This is a genomic window from Streptomyces sp. NPDC001493 (assembly GCF_053597235.1).
In genome coordinates, this window is sequence record NZ_JBSFHV010000022.1 from 75,494 (window position 1) to 97,172 (window position 21,679).

At 67.7% G+C, this 21,679-nt stretch carries 13 protein-coding genes and 1 pseudogene; 6 read left to right on the forward strand and 8 right to left on the reverse strand.

Going from position 1 to position 21,679, the window contains the following annotated elements; translation table 11 throughout:
- Positions 1-828 precede the first annotated feature (828 nt).
- A complete protein-coding gene (locus ACWCWD_RS27590) occupies positions 829-1,416 on the reverse strand; it encodes a TetR/AcrR family transcriptional regulator (RefSeq protein WP_450776752.1) in 588 nt (195 codons plus the stop codon).
- A gap of 91 nt (positions 1,417-1,507) precedes the next feature.
- Here ACWCWD_RS27590 and ACWCWD_RS27595 point away from each other — a divergent pair, with 91 nt between their 5' ends.
- Positions 1,508-2,485 (forward strand): quinone oxidoreductase family protein, encoded by a 978-nt coding sequence (locus ACWCWD_RS27595; protein ID WP_450776754.1) that lies wholly within the window; start codon positions 1,508-1,510, stop codon positions 2,483-2,485.
- A 44-nt stretch (positions 2,486-2,529) separates the two neighbouring features.
- Here the strand turns inward: ACWCWD_RS27595 and ACWCWD_RS27600 are convergent, their stop codons facing one another.
- Positions 2,530-2,880 (reverse strand): hypothetical protein, encoded by a 351-nt coding sequence (locus ACWCWD_RS27600; protein ID WP_450776756.1) that lies wholly within the window; start codon positions 2,878-2,880, stop codon positions 2,530-2,532.
- A gap of 346 nt (positions 2,881-3,226) precedes the next feature.
- Between ACWCWD_RS27600 and ACWCWD_RS27605 the strand changes: the two are divergent.
- Together ACWCWD_RS27605 and ACWCWD_RS27610 are read left to right on the forward strand one after the other, a co-directional pair.
- A pseudogene (locus ACWCWD_RS27605) lies at positions 3,227-3,595 on the forward strand (hypothetical protein); the annotation flags it as partial.
- Between the two features lie 108 nt (positions 3,596-3,703).
- Positions 3,704-5,581, forward strand: coding sequence for a chitobiase/beta-hexosaminidase C-terminal domain-containing protein (locus ACWCWD_RS27610; RefSeq protein WP_450776821.1), 1,878 nt, complete (start codon positions 3,704-3,706; stop codon positions 5,579-5,581).
- Positions 5,582-6,165: 584 nt separating this feature from the next.
- Here ACWCWD_RS27610 and ACWCWD_RS27615 read toward each other — a convergent pair.
- From ACWCWD_RS27615 to ACWCWD_RS27630, 4 genes are all read right to left on the reverse strand, one after another.
- Positions 6,166-6,978 (reverse strand): hypothetical protein, encoded by an 813-nt coding sequence (locus tag ACWCWD_RS27615; protein ID WP_450776758.1) that lies wholly within the window; start codon positions 6,976-6,978, stop codon positions 6,166-6,168.
- A 1-nt stretch (position 6,979) separates the two neighbouring features.
- A complete protein-coding gene (locus ACWCWD_RS27620; protein WP_450776760.1) occupies positions 6,980-11,239 on the reverse strand; it encodes an AAA domain-containing protein in 4,260 nt (1,419 codons plus the stop codon).
- Positions 11,240-11,801: 562 nt separating this feature from the next.
- On the reverse strand, positions 11,802-12,833 hold the full coding sequence (locus tag ACWCWD_RS27625) for a RelA/SpoT domain-containing protein (RefSeq protein WP_450776762.1): 1,032 nt from the start codon (positions 12,831-12,833) through the stop codon (positions 11,802-11,804).
- A gap of 544 nt (positions 12,834-13,377) precedes the next feature.
- Positions 13,378-13,803, reverse strand: coding sequence for a secondary thiamine-phosphate synthase enzyme YjbQ (locus tag ACWCWD_RS27630; protein WP_450776764.1), 426 nt, complete (start codon positions 13,801-13,803; stop codon positions 13,378-13,380).
- 141 nt (positions 13,804-13,944) lie between these two features.
- Here ACWCWD_RS27630 and ACWCWD_RS27635 point away from each other — a divergent pair, with 141 nt between their 5' ends.
- The gene (locus tag ACWCWD_RS27635) at positions 13,945-15,051 is read left to right on the forward strand and encodes an NAD(P)-binding domain-containing protein (protein WP_450776823.1); all 1,107 of its coding nucleotides are present in this window, start codon (positions 13,945-13,947) and stop codon (positions 15,049-15,051) included.
- Between the two features lie 59 nt (positions 15,052-15,110).
- Here ACWCWD_RS27635 and mltG read toward each other — a convergent pair whose 3' ends face one another.
- Together mltG and ACWCWD_RS27645 are read right to left on the reverse strand one after the other, a co-directional pair.
- On the reverse strand, positions 15,111-15,971 hold the full coding sequence (gene mltG / locus ACWCWD_RS27640) for an endolytic transglycosylase MltG (RefSeq protein ID WP_450776766.1): 861 nt from the start codon (positions 15,969-15,971) through the stop codon (positions 15,111-15,113).
- Between the two features lie 164 nt (positions 15,972-16,135).
- Complete coding sequence (locus ACWCWD_RS27645; RefSeq protein WP_450776768.1) at positions 16,136-17,941, reverse strand: ABC transporter ATP-binding protein; 1,806 nt, start codon at positions 17,939-17,941, stop codon at positions 16,136-16,138.
- 213 nt (positions 17,942-18,154) lie between these two features.
- Here ACWCWD_RS27645 and ACWCWD_RS27650 point away from each other — a divergent pair, with 213 nt between their 5' ends.
- A complete protein-coding gene (locus ACWCWD_RS27650; RefSeq protein WP_450776770.1) occupies positions 18,155-18,598 on the forward strand; it encodes a MarR family winged helix-turn-helix transcriptional regulator in 444 nt (147 codons plus the stop codon).
- A gap of 54 nt (positions 18,599-18,652) precedes the next feature.
- A complete protein-coding gene (locus tag ACWCWD_RS27655; RefSeq protein ID WP_450776772.1) occupies positions 18,653-21,622 on the forward strand; it encodes an FAD-binding and (Fe-S)-binding domain-containing protein in 2,970 nt (989 codons plus the stop codon).
- Positions 21,623-21,679: the final 57 nt, after the last annotated feature.

Genomic DNA, 21,679 nt, shown 5'->3' on the forward strand with positions numbered 1-21,679 from the left:
GCACGCCGCGGGGCGTGATGAGCGGATGCTTGAAGATCGAGCAGAACGAACGATGAGCGGGAGCCAGGTGGTACGAAGGCACTTGGGGATCCGGCGACGTCGAAGCCGACGAGATCAAGCCAAACCTGGCTTCAGATGTTTCGATGTTATGAACAGCACACGTGCGAGTCAATACAACTTCCTTATTCACGAACGGAATTGAGCGATCCGATCGACTGCTCGCACCCGCCCGCGAGAGGGCCGGACCAACGCGGCCGCAGCCGACGACGGAATCGCACGCGCAGGTCAGGGCCCACATCCTCCGCACGGACCTGACGGTTTGCATGGTCGCGATTCGTGTCCACCAACATCCGTCAAGACAACCCCAGCCTGTCCGGATGGCGACGCACGGCTGAAGCACCCACTCGGCATGCGGTGGAGGGCCGTTCCCGGTCCCACCACGCCGGCGTCACGGCTTCCTTGCCGACCGGATCACGAGTCGCAGCGTTCGGTCACCACCATGGCCGTCCCTGCGAGCACTGCTCCCACGTGCGAATCAGCCCACTCAGCAAGCAGCAGCGGCTTCTCGTCCACGGACGTCAGCAAGTGAGCGATCTCCTCGGCGGTCGGCGCAACCGGAAGCGCGCAGCCGACCACGGCATGGCCGCGCTGGTGCGGTTCCGGGGCGCGGCCTCTCCATCACCTCGCAGATCAGCACCCGCTGGGGCACCCGGCCGAAAGCACGGGACAAAACCGTCCGGGCCGAGGTGCCGCTGTCCGACGAGGGGTGAGCGACACGGCGTGAGCCCGCGTCGGAGGGGCCGCGAAGGGGGACCAAGGCCGGCCGGATCACGCGTCCAGCAGGGTCACCGCCATCAGCCGCAACGTGACCGCCAGCCGTTCTCCCTCTCCCTTCTCCAGGAGTCGCAGAATGGCCTCACTGCTCAGAGTCGACAACAGAACGTGTGCCATCAGCTCGGCGTCCAGCGAGGGGCGCAGCTCGGCAAGCAGCGTGCTGAGGTGACTGTGCCAGAAGCGGTAGACAGGATGGCCTTCGTCCGCCCTGGGGCGTTGGGCGGTGGTGCCGGCGTGGCCCAGGGCCGCGAGCAGTCCCTTGTTGCGGGCCACCACGTCCACGATGCCGTCGAGGAACGCGAGGAGGCGCGACCGCGGGTCGGCGTCGGGACCCAGCGGAGGCGGGCCGGAGACGACAGCGTCGTGCAGGGCCAGCGCACGGTCCTGAATCAGGGCGTGCATGAGGCCCATGCGGCTGCCGAAGCGATGGAACACGGTGCCCTTGCCGACGCCGGCTGCGGCGGCGACCTGCTCCATCGAGATCTCTTCCGGGCGGTGCAGGGCCAGGAGTTCCTCGGTGGCGCGCAGGATCGCGCGGCGGTTGCGGGCCGCGTCGGCGCGTTCACGTCGGACTTCCGCCATCGGGGGAACCTCCTGGACAACTGGACCAGCGGTCCAGTACGTTGCCGCAACTTGACTGGTAGTCCACTTTAGCTGGGAAAGAGGGGTTGCCATGCGGCGCGTCCGCTACCACGCATACGGGGGACCTGAGGTCCTGCAGATCGAGGAGGCCGAAGTACCGGTTCCCGGTGAGGGGCAGGTGCTCATCAAGACCGAGGCGGTCGGCGCCAACTTCGTCGACACCAAGTACCGGCAGGGGCCGGGGGCGGGAGCGATCTTCCAGCGACCGCTGCCCGGCAAGCCGACCGGCGACGTCGTCGGCACGATCGAGGCCGTCGGCGAGGGTGTCGAGGGGTTCACGGTCGGAGAACGGGTCGCGGCCCTTGCGGCGGAGGACGCTTACGCCGACTACGTGCTCGCCACGGCGCAGTGGACCGTCAAGGTGGACGAGGGAATCGACAACGGCTCGGCCACCATGCTGCCGATGGGTGCGCCGGTCGCCTTGCGCGCGCTGCGGACGGGCAACTTCACCGCCGGCGAGTCGGTACTGGTGCACTCCGCGGCAGGCGGCATCGGGCACCTCGCCGTACAGATCGCGAAGCTGCTCGGGGCCGGCACAGTGGTCGCCACCGCCGGCTCGGACGCCAGACTGGAGTTCGCCCGCGAGTACGGCGCCGACGTCGCGGTGAACTACACCGAGGAGAACTGGACCGACCAGGTGCGCGCGGCGGTGCCGGACGGGATCGACGTCGTGCTCGACGCGGTCGGTGGAGACATCCTGCAGCGCAGCTTCGAGGTGCTGGCACCGTACGGCCGGGCCGTGACCTACGGTGCGGCCAGCGGTGACCTGATCTCCGTACCGGTCACGAGCATCTTCGCGCTGAAGTCGTTGGCGGGCTTCAATCTGACGGCATGGCGGATGACCAGGCCCGAGCAGGCACGCGCGGAAATGGACGAGCTCGCCGGCTACTTCGCCGCGGGCAAGCTCACCACCGCCGTGCACGCCACCGTGCCGTTCGCCGACGCGGCCGAGGCGCACCGGCTGCTCGACGACAGGGCCGCGCTGGGCCGGGTCCTCCTGGTCCCGTAATACCCTCGGGCGGGCGCGGGGCGCGAGCCCCGGGCCCGCCTTCTTCACGTCAGCTCGACCGCGATGCGCTCCAGATGGCCGACCAGCGTGCCGAGGCCGACGCCCATCGGTTGCACCACCGCGTGATCCGCGCCCGCGTCGAGTTGCTCGCGGACACGTGCGGCGACGACCTGCTCGTCACCGCAGGCGAACATCGCGTCGAACACCCGGTCCGACGGTTCGGCTCCCAGCTCGTCGTCGGGGAAACCGAGCCTGCGCATGCTCGCGACGTACGGCGAACCCGGGACGCGGAAGAGCGATCCCTGCCTCGCACCTGACCGGGCGCGGGAACGGTCCTCGTCCAGGAAGACTCCGACACCGACCACGAGCAGCTTGTCCCCGTCCTGAAAGAGCACTTTCCGCGCAGGGCCCGAATCCTGGAAGTCGATCCCTGAGGCCAGGTGCGACAACTCGCGAACTCACCTCATCTTGTGACCGAACTTGGATGCGACTTGGCACGCAACAAGCGTTCAAGACTTGAAGCTTGTGCATCTTCTTGACGGTTCACCGTTGTCACTCAACACTTCCTTGACGACCCCAGCACCTCGCTCATCCGCAGATTGAGAGCGCTTCCAAGAGGTTCATTCAAAGGTCTGCAGAGTTGTCAAGGCTATGCACTGCACAGCGTCGAGACCGTCTGCACCCATTTTTCCGCGTTGATCCGGTGTTCACTTCACGAAACCAGGTGAAAGGACTCCCCCCATGCGCACTACCGTCCCGCCCGGCCGCACGAGACGCCTGCCAGGTCCGAAGCACCGCGTCATCGCACTGTTGAGTGCGCTCCTCCTCGCGCTCGTCGGACTGCTCGGCCTCGATCAGAGCGCCGCTCCCGCCTCGGCAGCCACAGCTGACTACACCCAGAGCGTCACTCAACTGAGCTCCACGCAAGCTCAGATCTCGTTCACACCGACCACGTCCGCGGTCTACGTCGATGTGCACTACCTGGTCAACAGCGCCAACCAACAGAACGTCCGTATGACCAACAATGCGGGCACGTGGACTCAGACCGTCGGCTCGCTCGCCAACGGAACGGTCCTGGAGTACTGGTTCACCTACGAGAAGAGCGGGCCGCAGTACGACACGCCCCACTTCACGTACACCCAGGGCGGCAGTGGAACCGGCACGGTCGCCACACCCACCTTCACTCCCGCAGCGGGCACCTACGCATCGGCCCAGAGCGTGACGCTCGCCGACGCGACCGCGGGCGCGAGCATCCGCTACACACGTGACGGCTCCACCCCCACCGCGGCGTCCACTCTGTACAGCGCGCCGATCAGCGTCACGGCCACCGCCACCATCAAGGCCATCGCCATCAAGTCCGGACTCGCCGACTCCGCCGTCGCCAGTGCGACTTACACGATCGGCGCAGCGGCGAGCTGCCCCGCCCAGTCGGACACGCCGGACTTCGGTCCGAACGTCCACATCTACGACCCGAGCATGTCGAGTGCCACCATTCAGGCGCAGCTCGACGCGCAGTTCGCCCAGATGAAGGACACCGCCTCCGCGCAGTTCAGCGAGAACCGGGTGGCACAGCTCTTCAAGCCGGGTACGTACGCCGTCGACGACAATGTCGGCTACTACACCTCGGTGGCGGGTCTCGGGCAGAATCCGGGCGACGTGACGATCAACGGACACGTCACCGTGGACGCCTTCAACGCCTCGGACGCGGGCAACGCGACGCAGAACTTCTGGCGCTCGGCCGAGAATCTGGCCATCAATCCGGTGGGCGGGAACCGTTGGGCCGTGGCCCAGGCGGCCCCGTTCCGCCGCATCGACGTCCGCGGCGACCTGCAGCTCTACCCGGCCAGTTACGGCTGGGCGAGCGGCGGCTACATCGCCGACACCAAAGTCAGCGGCCAGGCGGCGTCCATCTCGCAGCAGCAGTGGTACACCCGGGACAGCAACGTGGGCAGCTGGGCCGGCGGCGTGTGGAACATGGTCTTCTCCGGCACCGCCGGTGCTCCCGCGAACACCTTCCCCAACCCGCCCGAAACCACCTTGGCCACCACCCCGGTCTCCCGTGACGTGCCGTATCTGTACGTCGACGGCGCCGGAAAATACCGGGTGTTCCTTCCGTCGCTGCGCACCGACGCATCGGGGGCGAGCTGGGCGAACGGCAGCACTCCCGGTACCTCTCAGCCGATGAGCCAGTTCTACGTGGTCAAGGCCGGCGACACCGCCGCGACCATCAACAACGCCCTGTCTCAGGGCTGCAACCTGTTCGTCACGCCGGGCGTCTACCACCTGAACCAGACGCTGAACGTCACCCGGGCCAACACGGTCGTCCTCGGCATCGGCTACCCGACCTTCGTCCCGGACAACGGCGTCAACGCGATCCAGGTCGCCGACGTGGACGGAGTCCGTCTCAAGGGCCTGCTGATCGACGCCGGAACCACCAACTCGGCGGCGCTGCTGACCGTCGGCCCGTCCGGATCGTCCGCGAGCCACGCGGGCAACCCGACGACCATCCAGGACGTGTTCTTCCGGATCGGTGGCCAGATCGCCGGCAAGGCGACGACCAGCCTGATCGTCAACAGCAACAACGTGATCATCGACCACATCTGGGCCTGGCGGGCCGACCACGGCAAGGCGGGATCCTTCGGCTGGACGACCAACACGGCGGACACCGGCGTGATCGTCAACGGCAACAGCGTTCTTGCGACCGGTCTCTTCGTCGAGCACTACCAGAAGCACGAAGTCATCTGGAACGGCCAGAACGGCAAGACGATCTTCTTCCAGAACGAGATGCCGTACGACGTGCCCAATCAGGCCGCGTGGATGAGCGCGGCAGGGGTCAACGGATACGCCGCCTACAAGGTGGGCGCGGGCGTCACCACCCACGAGGCGTGGGGGCTCGGCAGCTACTGCTACTTCAACGTCAACCCCGCGGTGAACAGCTACCACGCCTTCGAAGTGCCCAACACTCCCGGCGTGAAGTTCCACAACGCTCTGACGGTCTCGCTCGGCGGCGTGGGCACCATCACCCACGTCATCAACGACGTGGGGGCGGTGACCGCCTCGGACACGACTCCCAGCAATGTGGTCGCCTACCCATAGGGCAATGACCTGACGTGAAAAGCGGGCCGGGGCTCCTCGCGGTTGCGAGGAGCCCCGGTGTGTGCGGTATGCGGCGCCACCGAGCTGCCACGGCAGGCCGCAACCGTAGATCGGCCCTGTACCTCCAGGGGGCCAGCACCCGCCGGAAGTGCCCGCTCGTCACCAGCGATCCACGATCGCTGGGGCCAGACCTCACCGTGCTCGGCCAGCAACTCTCTGAGATGTGGACGGAATGGGGAGCGTGGAGGACGCCGCAAGGCTCTTGGATTTCGCGAGCAAAAAGCTACGGCCTGATCCGCAGGGGCGGTTCTCCAGTCGTACCAGAGCGGCTCACTGGTCGAGGAAGTCAGACGCACCTGACGGTTTGCATTGTCGCGATTCGTGTCCACCAAACTCCGTTAAGGCAACTCACGCTACTTGGTCGCGTCCCCACGGATCGATCGGCGGACCCGCTCCCAGAAGTGGCCGGGCTCCCTCCGGACACGAAGGTGACCACTACGAACTGAACCTGGACACTGCCTGGCTGCGCCCTGGTGGCGGGCTGCGCGGCAGCGCCGAGGCGCAGCCAGGCTTTGGGAAGGTAGTCAGACGCGACTGGCCGCCAGGTCATTGAGGACGGCGTTCACGGTGGACCAACACAGATCGGCTGTGTCGAAGTCCGCGCTGTGCTTCGCTCGCTTCTCCGCGAGCGGGTGAACCAGATTGCGGTAGGTTCGCAATAGTTCCGACGCCATTTTCGCGTCTTGGTCGATCCATCCATTCACATGGGCATGCTGAACAAGGTCCTGCATGCCAGCCGCGCGGAGCGGCTTGGAAAGTGGCGTGGCGGCAGGCCTGACTTCGGCTGCGTGTACGAGCACGCCTTCGAGGAGGCTGCCGAGCATGATGACCGCAGAGGTGTAAGCGCCGTTTTCCTGACATGTGTGCGCCTCATCCAGACGCAACTGGACGGCGCGGGCCAAGTCGGGATCAGCGACGATGTCGGTGATCGTGACCTTGAGTTCAACTCGCTGTGGCCGGGGTGGGTTGTCAGGATCGTACGCAACGAGGTTGGGATGCCCGTTGCGATAGTCGACGCGTAGGCCTTCGAGGGCCAGGACTTCCTGGAGCCGTTCGATGACAGGTGTGTACTCACTGGCTTGTTGCTGGTACTCACGCCGGTCGGCCAGGCGCAGTACGACACGCTCGATGTCTCCGGCGTCGTCTTCCTTACGCTCACGCAGGAGGTCCAGAAGCCATGTGTGTCGTGGGCTGCCGTCGTGATCGGGAACATCTTCCCAGCCAGCGCGGCGGAGGAAGGGCGCCAGCTCCCAGCCACCGCGACGTTTCATGCCGGCCTCATCTCCGCTGATCAAGGCAGCCAGCTCTTCGAGAGTGCTTTCGTCGAATTTTTCCATGTCAGACTGCCTCACTGTCGTCGTCCAGTTCACCGTCATAGGGGTCTGCCTCTTCCTCTGCGGTCTCGGCTTCAGCCAGACCGACCGGCGCCCACACCGCCAGAGGTTCTGTGCCATCTGCGCCTCCGTCTGATGCGGTATCCGGGTAGATTCCGAGGTCGGTCAAGCGTTTCCACAGAGGGGCCAGGGCGGCCTCCGGCGACAGAGCAAAGGCGCTGCTGCGCACGCGCCAAAAGGTCCAGCCTGCGCGGCGTAGTTCTCGTTCGCGCTCCGCGTCGTCGTGGATCTGTTGCCTCGTGGAGTGGTGGGGACTTCCGTCACACTCGACGGCGAGGCGTCCGTGGCCCCCGGTGACGACTAGGTCGATGCGCTTGCCGTTGACTTCCCACTGCGGCACTACGTCGTAGCCACGTTCCTTGATGCGTAGGTAGACGCGTTGCTCGAAGAGCGAGTCGAAGGGGGCGCATAGCTGGTCTGGGGTGACGTTGGCCGGCTGGCGGGCGTGGGTGTAGGGCGGGGGCGGGTTTTGCATGTAGGTGAGCAGGGAGCGGCGCAGGTCTTTGCTGCTCAGTTGGTCGACGGTCATCGAGTGGAAGAGCCACATCTGGTCGCGAGCTCGGCTGGCTGCGACATTGAAGCGCCGTTCATGGCTGCGCCCAGTTGCCGCGATGACGTTGGTGCCGTCGACGACCATGGCGAGCAGGATGACATCGCGTTGGTCGCCTTGGAATTCCTCAGGAGTACCGACCAGGATGTTGTGGCGCTCGCGGGCCGGCATGTCGATGCGCAGGTCAACGAGGTCTTGTACGAGCCGGCTCTGGGCGCCTTGGCGCAGGATGATGACACCTAGGCTGCGGTCGGCGTAGGCCGGGTCTTGGGTGAGGCGGCAGAGCTGGTCAACGACTGCCTCTGCTTCGGGGCGGTTGATCAGCTTATCTCTGCGTCCTTCACAGTGGCCTTCTGGTACGTGGACAACTTTCAGCGGGGAGAGCCGGTCCGAGCCGTGCTGACGCAGCGGGATGAGCTCGTTGTCGGGGTAAAACTGCATTGAGGACCACTTGATGATTTCGGGCATGCAGCGAAAGTGTTCGGTGAGACGGACCACTTCGGTGAAGCGTGAGGAAAGCAGCTCGTACAGGTTGGATTTGGGGTCGAAACCTTCGCGCTGCCAGGGTTCAAGTGCATCCATGCGTTCGTCGAAAATTTGGGTGATCCGGTCATGTTTGCTGCCGGTGTAGTAGGGCGCGCACTGGCGGTCGTCCCCGACGACGATGATCCGCGGGGCGAGCCACAGCAGCAGGAGGCCGTTCAGACCGACCTGGCTGGCTTCGTCGACGATCACAACATCGAAGGAGTCTGGTTCCGGGCTAATCGTCTCGGCTACCTGCCTGAGCGGCATGATCCATGCGGGGACCGCGCCCTGAGCTGTCTGCATGGCTGAGCGTGCGTGTCGTTGGTGGCGTTTTCCGTAGTCCGTTGTCCCTTGGCCGGCATTGGCTATGGCGCTGGCGTAAGCGGCCAGGGCTTGTTTGTGTTTCGTGGTCATGCGGCTCACGCAGTGCAGGGCCGCTCGGTCGCACACCAGGCCCTCTACAATCTCGTGGAGTCTGCCTTCGATCTGCGCCAGCTCCCCTTCGAGCTGTTCTTCACGACCGGGGAGGAGAACGGTGTCGAGGAAGTCCTGTGCTTGCCGCCAAGCCCACGCGTGGGGGAATGCAGCGAATCGGTCACGCCAGTGTCCTGCGAGAGGGTCGGAGGCGAACACCTGCGCCAACTCAGCGTGAGCTTCGCTCAGGCGCTGGAACAGTTTTCCTGTCTCTCGACGGTCCGCTTCACGCTGGTACGCCAGCGTCAATGCTTGCACTGCGTTGGCATAGGCCTGGGCGTCGCGGGCAGCTACGGCATCAGCTGCCTGGCGAAGCTCCTGAACGCCTTGAGCTTGTGGCTGAGGAAGGCTAGTGAGAAGCTCGTTGAGCTGGCGGTCTGCTGCCTTGACCCGTAACAGGTTCCTGGCCTGTGAAGTAGCTCGTCGGACGTTCTGCCACTGATCGATTGTGGTGACAGGTACTGGGATACCGTTGGTGAGCAGCCTCGTGTGGACTTGGCGGATTGCCGCGACGCAACAGTCGATGGCCTGCAGCAAGGAGGCTCTGTCCAGGAGTTCGGAGAACAGCAATTCTGGTGTGTTCTTCTCGACGTCCCATCCGACCCCTGCCCAGCGGCTGCGCAAAGTACGGATGTGGGAGCGCATCTCCAGATGGCGCACCACCGCGGTAACTTGCTCTCGGTTGGTTGGGGCCATGCCTTCGACTCGACATTGTTCGAGTAGGACCCGGGCTTGTTTGAGGACAGCTGGCCGGGGCCATCGTTTGTTCAGTTGACCGTTTCCCAGGAGGTACTTCTCAACGTCCCGGCTGCTTACCAGTAGTTCTCGTTCTTCGCCTTCGGGTAGCTGGGGCACTTCCACATTCAGGAAGGAGGCGTTCGCAATCTCTTGTTGGGTCTGTTGGGCTCGCTTTGAGGCGTTGCGGATGCTGTCCCACATCTGTTGCGAGCGTCGTGCGATGCCGTCCTCAAGCGCGCGAGTGGGCCAGCTCTTCTCTTGCCACGCTGCAGGGTCTGCGGACATCCCCATGTCTTGAAGGGCCTGCTGGGCTTGCTCCAGTAGGCCTTCCGTCACTGCAAGCTCCACTTCCCCGTGTTCGGCCAGGGCCTGGGCAAGTGGCGTTGCGGGCTCCAACCCGAGGGCTGTGTTCGCTGCCTCTATGTCCCTGATGCGGCCTGAGACCTCTTCGGGGTCGGGCAAGGTGCCTGGATCGGGGCAGTACTGAATGTGAGCATCGAGGATCTCTGGGCCGTGCTGGGTCACCAGCAGCCATAGCCGCTGAGCCTCATCAGTATCCAATGGTGGCAGTTGCCCTGGTTGTGCAGGCAGCGGCGGCAGCCACTGGTAGTCAGCATTGCCCCGTTCGACCGTCTGTACAATCTCGTCGAGGCGGCCGCGGTATCCCGGTGCGATCTCGGGGTGCTCATACCACTCCACTTCCCGTACCGCTCTCAGACGTTCTCGCAGCATGGCCCGTTCAGCCAAAAGTTGGTGTCGCTGAGCCTGCTGGGTCTCGATGTGCTGCTGAAGCCGCGCAGTGTTCGTGGTCGCGCTCAGGTGGGCCAGAGCTCCGAGCGACTGGCGCAGATCGGAGCTGCCGCCCTGCCACTGATCGCGCTGGAGCACGCACATGCTGCGCAGTTTGGGCGGTAGTTGGTCGATCAGTACCTTGAGAGCTTGTCCCTTTTCGCTGGTGACCAAGACTCTCTTGCCATCCGCGAGAAGCGCCGCGATGAGATTGCTGATCGTGTGGGTCTTTCCGGTGCCCGGCGGGCCTTGGACCACCACGCTGGTGTCGTGCTGCAGTCTGTCCAGCACGTCCAGCTGGGCCGCGTTGGTGAGCATGGGGAATAGCGGTTCCGGGCCCAGTGCCGGAGGGACGGGACCCTTACTACTCTCCCAGGCGGTGCGTTGCTCGGGTTCGAGGTCGTACAGCAGCTGTGCCAGCCCCAAAGGCGCCTGCGCTCCGGGACGCTTCAAGACTCGCGCGATACTTTCGAAGAAACCGAGTACCGAGCGCTGGCCATGTTCGCGCAGGATGATCGCCGGCGCATGATGCAGTGACCGTGCCTGGGGGTCGGCGGTGAGGTCAGGGTGCCCGCTGCCGGAGTCGAACGGAAGTGTTCGCTCGACACCGAAGGCACGCTGGGCCCATGAGCGCACGGCCTCAGACGCCCGGTCTGACAAGGGGTGGAAGGCGGCTTCCTCCACCTCAGAACGTACGACCCCCAGTAGTTCCGAGGTGTAGCCATCGGACTCGCTGAGAAACTCGGTATCTTCCAGGCGACCTGACTGACCCGGCACCAAAGACACCGTGATGTTGACTGAATTCGGATCAACCGTAAGGGTGACAGGAACCGTCACAATGTGCCTGCGTACCCGAGCCGAAGCTCGCTCGGCTCCTACTTGCAGGAGGCCTACGGCCAGGACGGTTTCGAAGGAGTCACCGTCCTGTTGGATCTTCTTGGCAATCCGATACAGCTGCTGGTGCAGACGGCGGTGCGACGCAGCAGCTAGCTCTTCCCGCGCCCATCGCTTCCATCGGCCGACCCAGCCCTCGTAGGCCTTACGCACATCTGAGCTGCCGACATCCAATGCCTTCGGATCATCGGCCTCGTCATTGAAGGGGTCTGTCCGTTCACTGAACATTGCCATGTCGTCGAGCAGCTCGGGAGGCTCTGCGGCGGCGGTCGCTGTGGCCTCGACTGATACGCGTCCCTGCAGAACTGCTGGCAGCCGGGGCGCGTCCAGGGGTGGACGGTGCTTCACCACCATGATGCGGGAGTCGGCGTCCTTTACGGGCCGGACGAGTCCCTCTGGAACATCTGCAAGCCACACCGTTTCGGGGTACTTGCTGCAGTTCCTGACAGGCCGGTAAGCGCCTCGCACCAGCTCCTGCAGGCAGTCGACCAACACGCGCGTGTCACGGACAGCCTTGGGATCGCTGCCGTCGCGTACTGCCGGGCGTACCATCACATCCCCCAAACGCCCGCCACCGTGGCAAGCCTTCCAGGGTCCATGAGCACTACGAGTTAGGCAATGTGGCAAACCTCAGCTACGACGTCTTTCAGACAGGTATCGGATCATTGCCCGCCCCGATCGGCCACCCCTGAGGTAGCGGGGCGGGCAGCTACTCTTCAGGAACACCGCGGCACTCGGACCTGCGCCTTCGCGAATCCAACCCCACAGTCGACCGGGAACACTGTGCCCGCCCGTCTCAACTGCCCTTAAGACACGCCATGACGAAGTCGGCGAAACGGCCGGTATCTGCGAAGTAGTTCGGGTACGCGTCACGCAGCTGGCTGATCCGGGCGATGTTGATGAGCACCGCGTCCAAGTCCTCGTCGTCCAATGCCTCCAACTCAGTGATCCGGGCCTCGGCGGCGGCCAGCGTCTCGTGTACCGTCACTGCGAGCTGTCCCTTGGTCCGCCAGAGCTCAAGGGTCAGGGTGTTCCGGCGGTCCGTCTTGGCGTGCTCGCCCACGATCGCCGCGTAGCCCCGTAGCCGCTCCAGAACGCCGACGCTCGCCTCCAGGCGTGCCAACTCGGCCGCCAGATCCTCTCGCGTCCCCTGGGCTCCGGGCACCGGGGTGGTGCCTTCCTCGTACGCCATCAGCGAGCCGACCAGGACGAAGAACCTGAGCACGTCCGCGTCGCCCTTCCCGTACTTCAACTCACTGCCCGAGAACAAATCCATGGTCTCGACGGCGGTCGCCCAGGCGTGCTGGAGCTGCGTGCGCACCTGCAACTCGATCCGCAGGCCGTGGTATTCCTCTTTTGAGGCTCCGTACTCGTACACCAGGTGAACGCCCCGGTAGCCAGAGTCGCGTGGCCCCGGGTCATCACGTAGATAGTCGTAGACCTTGTTGACGCGGTTCTTGCTCCGTGGCAAGTCCCTCAGGACACTGACCAACTCGTCCACCTCGGCAACGGTGTCGAAGACCACCCGGCAACCCCCCAAGTCCTGCATGGTGGTCACGCTCATTGTGGGGTGGCGCTTCAGCTTGTCCAGGATCGTGGGCAGGCGCTTCCGGCGCTGGGCCACGACGGCGTTTGGGTTGATGTCGAGCGCTCGCAGCCGCACGGTCACGGTCACCGCGTTCAGAGGAAATGCATGGGCGAGACGGTAGTTACTCAGGACGTCCCGCGCCTCACGGATCTCCTCGGGGGTGCCCGTCCCCTTCCCGATCGTCCGGCTCGCGCGTTGGACGCGCTTCTTCGAGTTCTCGGGGACCACCCACTTTTCCATGTCGCGACCGTACAGGGCCGCACCAACGCCCGCCTGCGGTTATGGCATGGGCCGATATTCCCTGGCCATCATCGGACGAAATGGCCACCGTAGACGTATCTGACAGCGGTGGCGGCGGGGGTACGCCCGATCCCCCCCGCTGGGACGGGCGTAGGACAATGAAGCCGATCGCCCCACGCTGGCTCCTCGACCAGGCAACCAGCCTCCTAGCTCTGCGGTTACGTGCTCAAGAACCGCGCCGCATGTCCTACGACGCGGCGTGGCGGCTCGCACGGGTGAAACGACATCCCGACGAGATGGTGTACCGACATCACGGGCACCTGCCGAGGGAGCCGGTGACGAAGTTTACTGGTCAACCGATCGACGATCTTCAGAAGCTACCCCCAAAAAAATGAGCAGCAGGGAGGCGGAACAAGCGTGTGCGGAGCAGCGCTTCGAATGCACGTCGAGGGCTTATGCAGGCCTGCGTGACAGGTTCGGACACACGGTCCGAGCGTCCGGTTGGTGCGGCCGGACTTCCCGCCTATCGTGCAACCGGATCGGCTCACCCACCGAAGAAGCTCAGCCGAACCTGACGGTTTGCATTGTCGCGATTTGTATCCACCAGGCACACCGACTGCCAGGTGCCCAGTTCCAGGCGGCCCGCGATCACCGGCAGGGTCGCGTGGGGCGGTACGAGGGCGGGGAGGACGTGGTCGCGGCCGTGGCCGGGGGTGCCGTGGCGGTGCTGCCAGCGGTCGTCGGCGGGAAGCAGGGTGTGGAGGGTCGCGAGCAGGTCGTCGTCGCTGCCGGCTCCGGTCTCCAGGACGGCGATCCCGGCCGTCGCGTGGGGGACGAAGATGTTGAGGAGGCCGTCCCGGCCGGCGGCGGCACGGGACAGGAACTGCTCGCAGTCGCCGGTCAGGTCGGTGACCGTCTCCGTCCTTCCGGTGGTGAGGTGCAGGACGTGCGTGGTGAAGGAATCAGGCATGCCGCCATCTTGCCGCCCCCGGCCACAGGATGCCCGGCCGCAGGATGCCCGACCGCATCGGCGGACGCGGCGGCCGGCCGGACGCGCGGGAAGAGGCGCCGCGCTTCCGGAGTTGGTAGAAGCGTGAACGATTCTGAGGCGGTGCGGGACACCGACGTGGTGGTGATCGGTGCGGGGCAGGCCGGGCTGGCCGCCGCGTACCACTTGGCACGGGTCGGCCTGGAGCCGGACCGCGACTTCGTCGTCCTCGACCACGCACCGCGTCCGGGTGGCGCCTGGCAGTTCCGCTGGCCCTCGCTGACGTACGGCAAGGTGCACGGGATGCACTCGCTGCCGGGCATGGAGCTGACCGGCGCCGATCCGGATCGGCCCTCCTCCGAGGTGATCGGCGCGTACTTCGACGCGTACGAGCGCCGTTTCGGGCTCCGGGTGCACCGGCCGGTGGATGTCGAGGCGGTCAGGGAAGCGGCCGGAGAGGGGAGCGGAGGGCGCCTGCTGGTCGAGACGTCCGAGGGGGCGTACGCGGCGCGGGCGGTGATCAACGCGACCGGCACCTGGGACCGGCCGTTCTGGCCCCGGTATCCGGGGCAGGAGACGTTCCTCGGGCGGCAGCTCCACACGGCCCGCTACCCGGGGCCGGAGGAGTTCGCCGGGCTGCGGGTGGTGGTGGTCGGCGGCGGCGCCTCCGGTACGCAGCACCTGATGGAGATCGCCGACGTCGCGGCGGCCACGTACTGGGTGACCCGGCGCGAGCCCGTCTTCCGCGAGGGCCCGTTCGGGGCCGAACAGGGGCGCGCCGCCGTCGCGTTGGTGGAGGAACGGGTGCGACGGGGGCTGGCGCCCCAGAGTGTGGTGAGCGTGACCGGTCTTCCCCTCAACGAGGCCGTCCGCGACGCGCGGGCGCGCGGGATCCTCGACCGGCTGCCGATGTTCGACCGCATCACCCCGACGGGGGTGGCCTGGGACGACGGGCGGATCTCCGGCATCGACGTCGACGTGATCCTCTGGGCGACCGGATTCCGGCCCGCCATCGACCATCTGGCGCCGCTGGGGCTGCGGGAGCCCGGCGGCGGCATCCGGGTGGAGAACACGCGGGCGGTACGGGACGGGCGCGTCCACCTGGTCGGCTACGGCCCCTCCGCCAGCACCATCGGCGCCAACCGCGCCGGGCGCACCGCGGTGCGTTCGGTCGTGCGGCTGCTGGCGGAGACCTCCGCCGCACCGGTGGACGCCCGCCTGCCGGCGTGATCCCGGCCCGAACCGTCCGAGCGTTCCGCCTCCCGTATCCCGCCTCCCGTATCCCGTCTTCATCCGGGAGCCGCGACCGCGTTCTCCCGGCTCTGGTTGAACTCTGCGACGTTCCGCCGGTGCGCCTCGTAGTTCTCGGTGAAGCGGGTGTCCCCCGGCCGGACCGTCACGAAGTACAGCCACGGGCCCGCCGTGGGGCCGATGGCGGCCCGCATCGCCTGTTCGCCGGGGTTGCCGATCGGAGTGGGCGGGAGACCCTTGCGGCGGTAGGTGTTGTACGGGCTGTCGATCCGGGTGTCCTCGGTGGTGGTGTCCAGCGTGGAGCGCCTGAGGGCGTAGTTGAGCGTCGAGTCCATCTGCAGGGGCATGTCCTGATGCAGGCGGTTGTAGACGACCCGGCCCACCTTCCCCATGTCGGAGGCGGTGTCCGCCTCCGCCTGGATGACGCTGGCGAGCGTCACCGTCTGATAGGCGGAGATGTGGTGCTGCAGCGCCCCGTCGGTGATCCGGTCGCCCCCGAACCTCTGGGCCGCCGTGTCCACCATGTAGCGGAGCAGACTCCGGGGGGTCGTGCCGGGGCGGATGGGGTAGGTCGCCGGGAAGAGATACCCCTCCGGATTGCCGTGCGCGGCTTCGGGCAGCGGGAGGTGCGCCTCGGGCACGGCCTTCTCGGTGGTGCCCGGCGGAACCCCTAGCGCCTGGTCGACGGCGGCGTAGATCTGCCCCGCTCGCCATCCCTCGGGGATCACCAGGGACGCGGTCGCCTCGGTCCCCGGCTCGGGGGCGCCCCGCGGAACCAGCAGGGGGGCCGCGACCGTGGCGGCGGCCACGAGCGCGCCCCCGAAGAGCAGCATCGCCTTGCCCCGCCGCGTGGGGCGCAGCCTCCGGCGGTATCGGAGGGAATCGGGCTCGTTTACCATGCGGGCACGCACCATGCGGGCACGATAACCGTACAAATGCCCCGGATCTGCGGAACGACGCTCGACACCCAGGAACCCTGCGGCCGGGTGACGAGCGGGCCAATCCCGTCCGGGGCAATCCCGTCCGGGCCAATCCCGTCCGGGGCAGCCGGTACGGCCGACGGTCACCCCGCCGCGGGCTCCAGGCGGGTGTCCCGGCGGATGAGGGCGGCATAGCGGCCGTCCTGCGCGAGGAGTTCCTCGTGCGTGCCCCGCTCGACCGTTCGGCCACCCTCCAGTACGACGATCTGGTCGGCGTCCCGGATGGTGGAGAGGCGGTGCGCGATGGTGAGCGTGGTGCGGCCGGCCGAGAGGGCGTCGATCGCCTCCTGCACGGCGTGTTCCGTACGGGTGTCGAGGGCGCTGGTCGCCTCGTCGAGCACCAGGATCGGGGGGTCGCGCAGGATCGTACGGGCGATGGCGAGGCGCTGTTTCTCACCGCCGGAGAAGCGGTAACCGCGCTCGCCGACGAGGGTGTCGTACCCGTCGGGGAGCGACGCGATGTGGTCGTGGATCTGCGCGGCGCGCGCCGCTGCCTCGATCTCCTCGTCGGTGGCGTCGGGCTTGGCGAACCGGAGGTTCTCGGCGACCGAGGCGTGGAAGAGGTAGGTCTCCTGCGAGACCACGCCGACCGCCCGCGCGAGGGAGTCGAAGTCGAGGTCCCGTACGTCGACCCCGTCGATCGTCACACGGCCGGAGGTGACGTCGTACAGCCTGGGCACGAGGTAGCTCAGGGTGGACTTGCCGGATCCGGTGGGGCCGACCACCGCCAGGCTGCTGCCCGCGGGCACCTTCACGTCGATGTCGTCGAGGGTGGGCCCGCTCTTCTCGTCGTAGCCGAAGCCGACGTGTTCGAAGGCGATCTCTCCGCGGATACGGTCCAGGCGGACGGGGCTCGCGGGCTCCGTGATGTCGACCTTGAGATCCAGGTACTCGAAGATGCGCTGGAAGAGCGCGAGGGAGGTCTGCATCTGGACGCCGGTCGCGAGCAGGCTCACCGCGGGCCGGAAGAGCCCCTGCTGGAGCGAGACGAAGGCGACGAGCGTGCCGATGGAGACGGCCGTGCTGCCGGAGCTCAGGGTCAGGCCGGCGGCCCAGTAGATGACGGCGGGCATGGCGGCCATGACGATGCCGATCGTCGACATCCGCCAGCGTCCCGCCATGTTGGAGCGGACTTCGAGGTCGACCAGCTGCTCCGACTCCTCGGCGAAGCCCTTGATCAGCGAGTCCGAGCGTCCCATCGTGCGGCCGAGCAGGATGCCGCTGACGGAGAGGGACTCGGTGACGGTCGCCGCCATCGCGGCCATCTGCCGCTGCCGCTGCGTGGTGATCTTCTTCCGCTCCCGTCCGACGCGGCGGCTGATCCAGACGAAGACGGGCAGCAGAAGCAGCGAGACGAGGGTGAGCCGCCAGTCGAGCGCGACCATCGCGACGACGGTGGCGACGACGGCGGTGAGGTTCGAGACCAGGGAGGTGGCGGTGGAGGTGACGGTCGCCTGCATCCCGCCGATGTCGTTGGCGATGCGGGACTGCACCTCACCGGTACGGGTCCTGGTGAAGAAGGCCAGCGGCATCCGCTGGAGCTGGGTGTAGACGCCGGTGCGCAGATCGTGCATGACGCGCTGGCCGACCGTGGTGGAGATCAGGGTCTGGAGGACGCCGAAGACGCTGTTCATCACGGCGGTGGCGATCATCCCGAGCGCGAGCAGCGTGAGCAGGCCGGTGCGCCCCTGCGGTATGGCGGTGTCGAGGATCTCGCGGAGCAGGAAGGGGGAGGCGACCGACACCAGGGAGGAGGCGCCGACCAGCAGCCCGACCAGCGCGAGGCGGCCCCGGTAGGGACGGAAGAGGCGGAGGATGCGGCGCACCTCGGGGGGCGGCTGCGTGCCGTCCTTGGGTGGGGGCGTCCAGGTGGGTTCGTCGGGTTTCATGTGCTCCTTCATGGGGGCTGTGGAAGTGCGGAAGGCCGGGTCCGGCCCGTGCGGCGTCCTGGCGGTCCGACCCTCAGGAGAGCGGTACGCGCCGGTACGCAGCGGGGCAGCGGTCCGGCGCCACCCAAAAAAAGCCGGGCGATCCGAACCGTGAAGAGCGTACCTCACTGTTACCTATACTCACAATGAACCTGGTCCTGATATTGTTCCGGCATGGACTCCCCCGATTCCGACGGCCACCTCGCCGAACAGCTCCTGCGGCTCACCCGCCGGCTCCACCGCATCCAGAGCCGCCAGCTGGAGCCGATCGGCATCACGCCCGCGCAGTTCCGTCTGCTGCGCGCGGTCGCGCAGTACGACTCCCCGCCCCGGATGGCCGATCTCGCGCAGCGGCTGGACGTCGTCCCGCGCGCGGTGACCAGCCTGGTGGACGGCCTGGAAGCGGGCGGGCGGGTGCGCAGGGCCCCGGATCCGGCGAACCGGCGCGTGGTGCGCATCGAGATCACCGACAAGGGCCGGGCCACGCTCGGAGAGCTGCGCGACGCGCGCCGGGCCGCCGCGGAGGAGATCCTGGCTCCGTTGACCGCCGATCAGCGCGAGGTGCTCGGCGGGCTGCTGGCCGCCCTGGTCGACGGACTGCCGGGGCGCCACTGCTGAGCCGTCGCACCCGGACGCGGGAGGACCGCGTCCGCCGCCCGAGGGGATGCCGAGATGCCACAGTTGCCGGAGTTGCCGGAGTTCCCGCTGCTGGAGCCGGAGCCGGAAGCCCTCCGTCCTGGCCGGGCGCGCGAGGAGGCCCCCGACCGCGTGTCCGACCGGAGCGCGGCGGGCACCCCGGAGCCCCTGCGCTCGGAGCTGGTCGCCCTGCTGGGCGCGGGGAAGGTGCTCTGGAAGGTCTCCGACCTGGTGAAGTACGCCTCCGACGCGAGTCCGTACCGCTTCCTGCCCCGGGTCGTGGTGGTCGCCGAGGACATCGACGACGTCTCGGCGGTGCTGTCGTACGCGCACGGCAAGGGGCGGAACGTCGTCTTCCGGGCCGCCGGCACCAGCCTGAACGGCCAGGCCCAGGGCGAGGACATCCTCGTCGACGTGCGCCGCCACTGGAGCGGGGTGACCGTGCTGGACGGCGGCGCGCGGGCCAGGATCCGCCCCGGCACCACGATCGCCCGGGCCAACGCCACCCTCGCCCGGTACGGCAGGGTGCTCGGCCCCGACCCGGCCAGCGCCATCGCCTGCACGGTCGGCGGAGTGGTCGCCAACAACGCCTCCGGAATGACCGCCGGTACCACCCGGAACTCCTACCGGACGGTCTCCTCGCTCTCCTTCGTCCTGCCGGGCGGCACGATGGTCGACACCGCCGACCCGGCCGCCGGTGAACTCCTCGCGCACGCGGAGCCCCACCTCTGCGAGGGCCTGATGGCGTTGAAGGCGGAGATCGAGGCGGACGAGGCGCTGACCGCCCGCATCCGCGCCAAGTACGAGATCAAGAACACCAACGGCTACCGCCTGGACGCGTTCCTGGACGGCGCGACGCCGGTGGAGATCCTGCGCGGGCTGATGGTCGGCTCCGAGGGCACCTTCGGTTTCCTCTCCGAGGTCGTCTTCCACACGCTGCCGCTCGACCGGCGGACCTCCACGGCGCTCCTCTTCTTTCCCTCGCTGACCGCCGCTGCCGCGGCGGTGCCGTTGTTCAACGCGGCCGGTGCCCTCGCCGTGGAGCTGATGGACGGCAACACCCTGCGCGCCTCGGTCAGCGTGCGGGGCGTACCGGCGGACTGGGCGGCCCTCCCCCGGGAGACGGCGGCCCTGCTCGTCGAGTTCCGGGCCCCGGACGAGGCCGCGCAGGAGGCGTACGAGCGGGCGGCGGCCGAGGTGGTGGCGGGGCTCTCCCTCGTCGCTCCGGCCGCTTCGGTCACCAATGCGTTCACCCGGGACCCGGGGACGATCAACGGGTACTGGAAGGCCCGCAAGGCGTTCGTCACCGCCGTCGGCGGCTCGCGCCCCGCGGGCACGACGTTGATCACGGAGGACTTCGCGGTCCCGCCGTCCCGGCTGGCGGAGGCCTGCGAGGCCCTGCTGGAGCTCCAGGCGCACCACGGCTTCGACGCGGCGGTGGCCGGTCACGCGGCCCACGGCAACCTCCACTTCCTCCTGGCGTTCGACGCGGGCCTCCCCGCCGACGTCGAGCGGTACGCCGCGTTCATGGACGCGTTCTGCACGCTGGTGGTGGACCGGTTCGACGGTTCGCTGAAGGCCGAGCACGCCACCGGCCGCAACATCGCCCCGTTCCTGGAGCGGGAGTGGGGCCCGCGGGCGACCGAGCTGATGTGGCGGACGAAGCGGCTGATCGATCCGGACGGGGTGCTCGCCCCCCGCGTGGTCCTCGACCGTGATCCCCGGGCGCACCTGCGCGGTCTGAAGACGATCCCCTCGGTGGAGGCGGTCGCGGACCCGTGCATCGAGTGCGGCTTCTGCGAACCCACCTGCCCCAGCCAGGACCTCACCACCACGCCGCGCCAGCGGATCGTGCTGCGGCGGGAGATGCTGCGCCAGCCGGACGGCTCCCCCGTCGAGGACGCGCTGCTCGACGCGTACGGCTACGACGCGGTCGACACCTGCGCGGGCGACTCCACCTGCATGCTGGCGTGCCCCGTCGGCATCGACACCGGCGCGATGATGAAGGGCTTCCGCTCGCTGCGGCATTCGCCCCGCGAGGAGCGGATCGCGGCGCTCACCGCGCGGCACTTCCGGGTGGTGGAGTCGGCCGCCCGGCTCGCCGTGGCCGTGGCGGACGGGCTCGGCGACCGGGTACGGGACCCGCTGCTGACGGCGGTGACCCGGCTCGCCCGCAAGGTGGTCCGCCCCGACCTGGTGCCCGAGTGGCTGCCGGAGATCCCCCCGGCGGCCTCCCGCAGGCTCCCGCCCACCGCGCGTGCCGGAGCGCACGCGGTGTACTTCCCGGCGTGCGTGAACCGCATCTTCGCCGGTCCCGAGGGAGACCGGGAGCCGTCACTGGCCCACTCCGTCGTCGCCCTCTCCGCCCGCGCGGGCAGGCCGGTGTGGATCCCGGGCGACGTGGGCGGGACCTGCTGCGCGACGATCTGGCACTCGAAGGGGTACGACACCGCCAACGCCGTGATGGCCAACCGGATCGTGGAGGCTGCGTGGGGCTGGACCGGCGGCGGCGCTCTGCCGCTGGTGGTCGACGCCTCCTCCTGCACCCTCGGTATCGCGCGGGAGGTCGTCCCGTACCTCACCGAGGACAACCGCGCCCTGCACCGGGAACTGACGGTGGTGGACTCCCTCGTGTGGGCGGCCGACGAGCTGCTCCCCCGTCTCACGGTGGAGCGCAGGACCACGACGGCCGTCGTCCACCCGACGTGCTCGATGGAGCATCTGGACGTGGTGGACCGGCTGCGAACTCTGGCCGGGGCGTGCGCCCAGGAGGTGTTCCTGCCGGACGACGCGAAGTGCTGCGGGTTCGCCGGCGACCGCGGGATGCTCCACAAGGAGCTGACCGATTCGGCGACGGCCAAGGAGGCCGCCGAGGTCGGCTCCCGTGAGGACGGCGCCCATCTCTCGGCCAACCGGATGTGCGAGATCGGCATGACCCGGGCCACCGGGCGCCCGTACCGCTCCGTCCTGACGGAGTTGGAGCGGGCGACCCGCCCGTCCGGCTGACGCCCCGGGCCCGGGACGTGGTCGGCCGGGCAGGCGCGCGCTGTCAGCGGGCGGTGC

What these genes read in the sequence shown, in the direction of transcription:
- ACWCWD_RS27590 (WP_450776752.1), bottom strand. Translation starts at nt 1,416, where the DNA reads ATGGCGGAAGTCCGACGTGAACGCGCCGACGCGGCCCGCAACCGCCGC.
- ACWCWD_RS27595 (WP_450776754.1), top strand. Translation starts at nt 1,508, where the DNA reads ATGCGGCGCGTCCGCTACCACGCATACGGGGGACCTGAGGTCCTGCAG.
- ACWCWD_RS27615 (WP_450776758.1), bottom strand. Translation starts at nt 6,978, where the DNA reads ATGGAAAAATTCGACGAAAGCACTCTCGAAGAGCTGGCTGCCTTGATC.
- ACWCWD_RS27620 (WP_450776760.1), bottom strand. Translation starts at nt 11,239, where the DNA reads ATGGCAATGTTCAGTGAACGGACAGACCCCTTCAATGACGAGGCCGAT.
- ACWCWD_RS27625 (WP_450776762.1), bottom strand. Translation starts at nt 12,833, where the DNA reads ATGGAAAAGTGGGTGGTCCCCGAGAACTCGAAGAAGCGCGTCCAACGC.
- ACWCWD_RS27630 (WP_450776764.1), bottom strand. Translation starts at nt 13,803, where the DNA reads ATGCCTGATTCCTTCACCACGCACGTCCTGCACCTCACCACCGGAAGG.
- mltG (WP_450776766.1), bottom strand. Translation starts at nt 15,971, where the DNA reads ATGGTAAACGAGCCCGATTCCCTCCGATACCGCCGGAGGCTGCGCCCC.
- ACWCWD_RS27645 (WP_450776768.1), bottom strand. Translation starts at nt 17,941, where the DNA reads ATGAAACCCGACGAACCCACCTGGACGCCCCCACCCAAGGACGGCACG.
- ACWCWD_RS27650 (WP_450776770.1), top strand. Translation starts at nt 18,155, where the DNA reads ATGGACTCCCCCGATTCCGACGGCCACCTCGCCGAACAGCTCCTGCGG.
- ACWCWD_RS27655 (WP_450776772.1), top strand. Translation starts at nt 18,653, where the DNA reads ATGCCACAGTTGCCGGAGTTGCCGGAGTTCCCGCTGCTGGAGCCGGAG.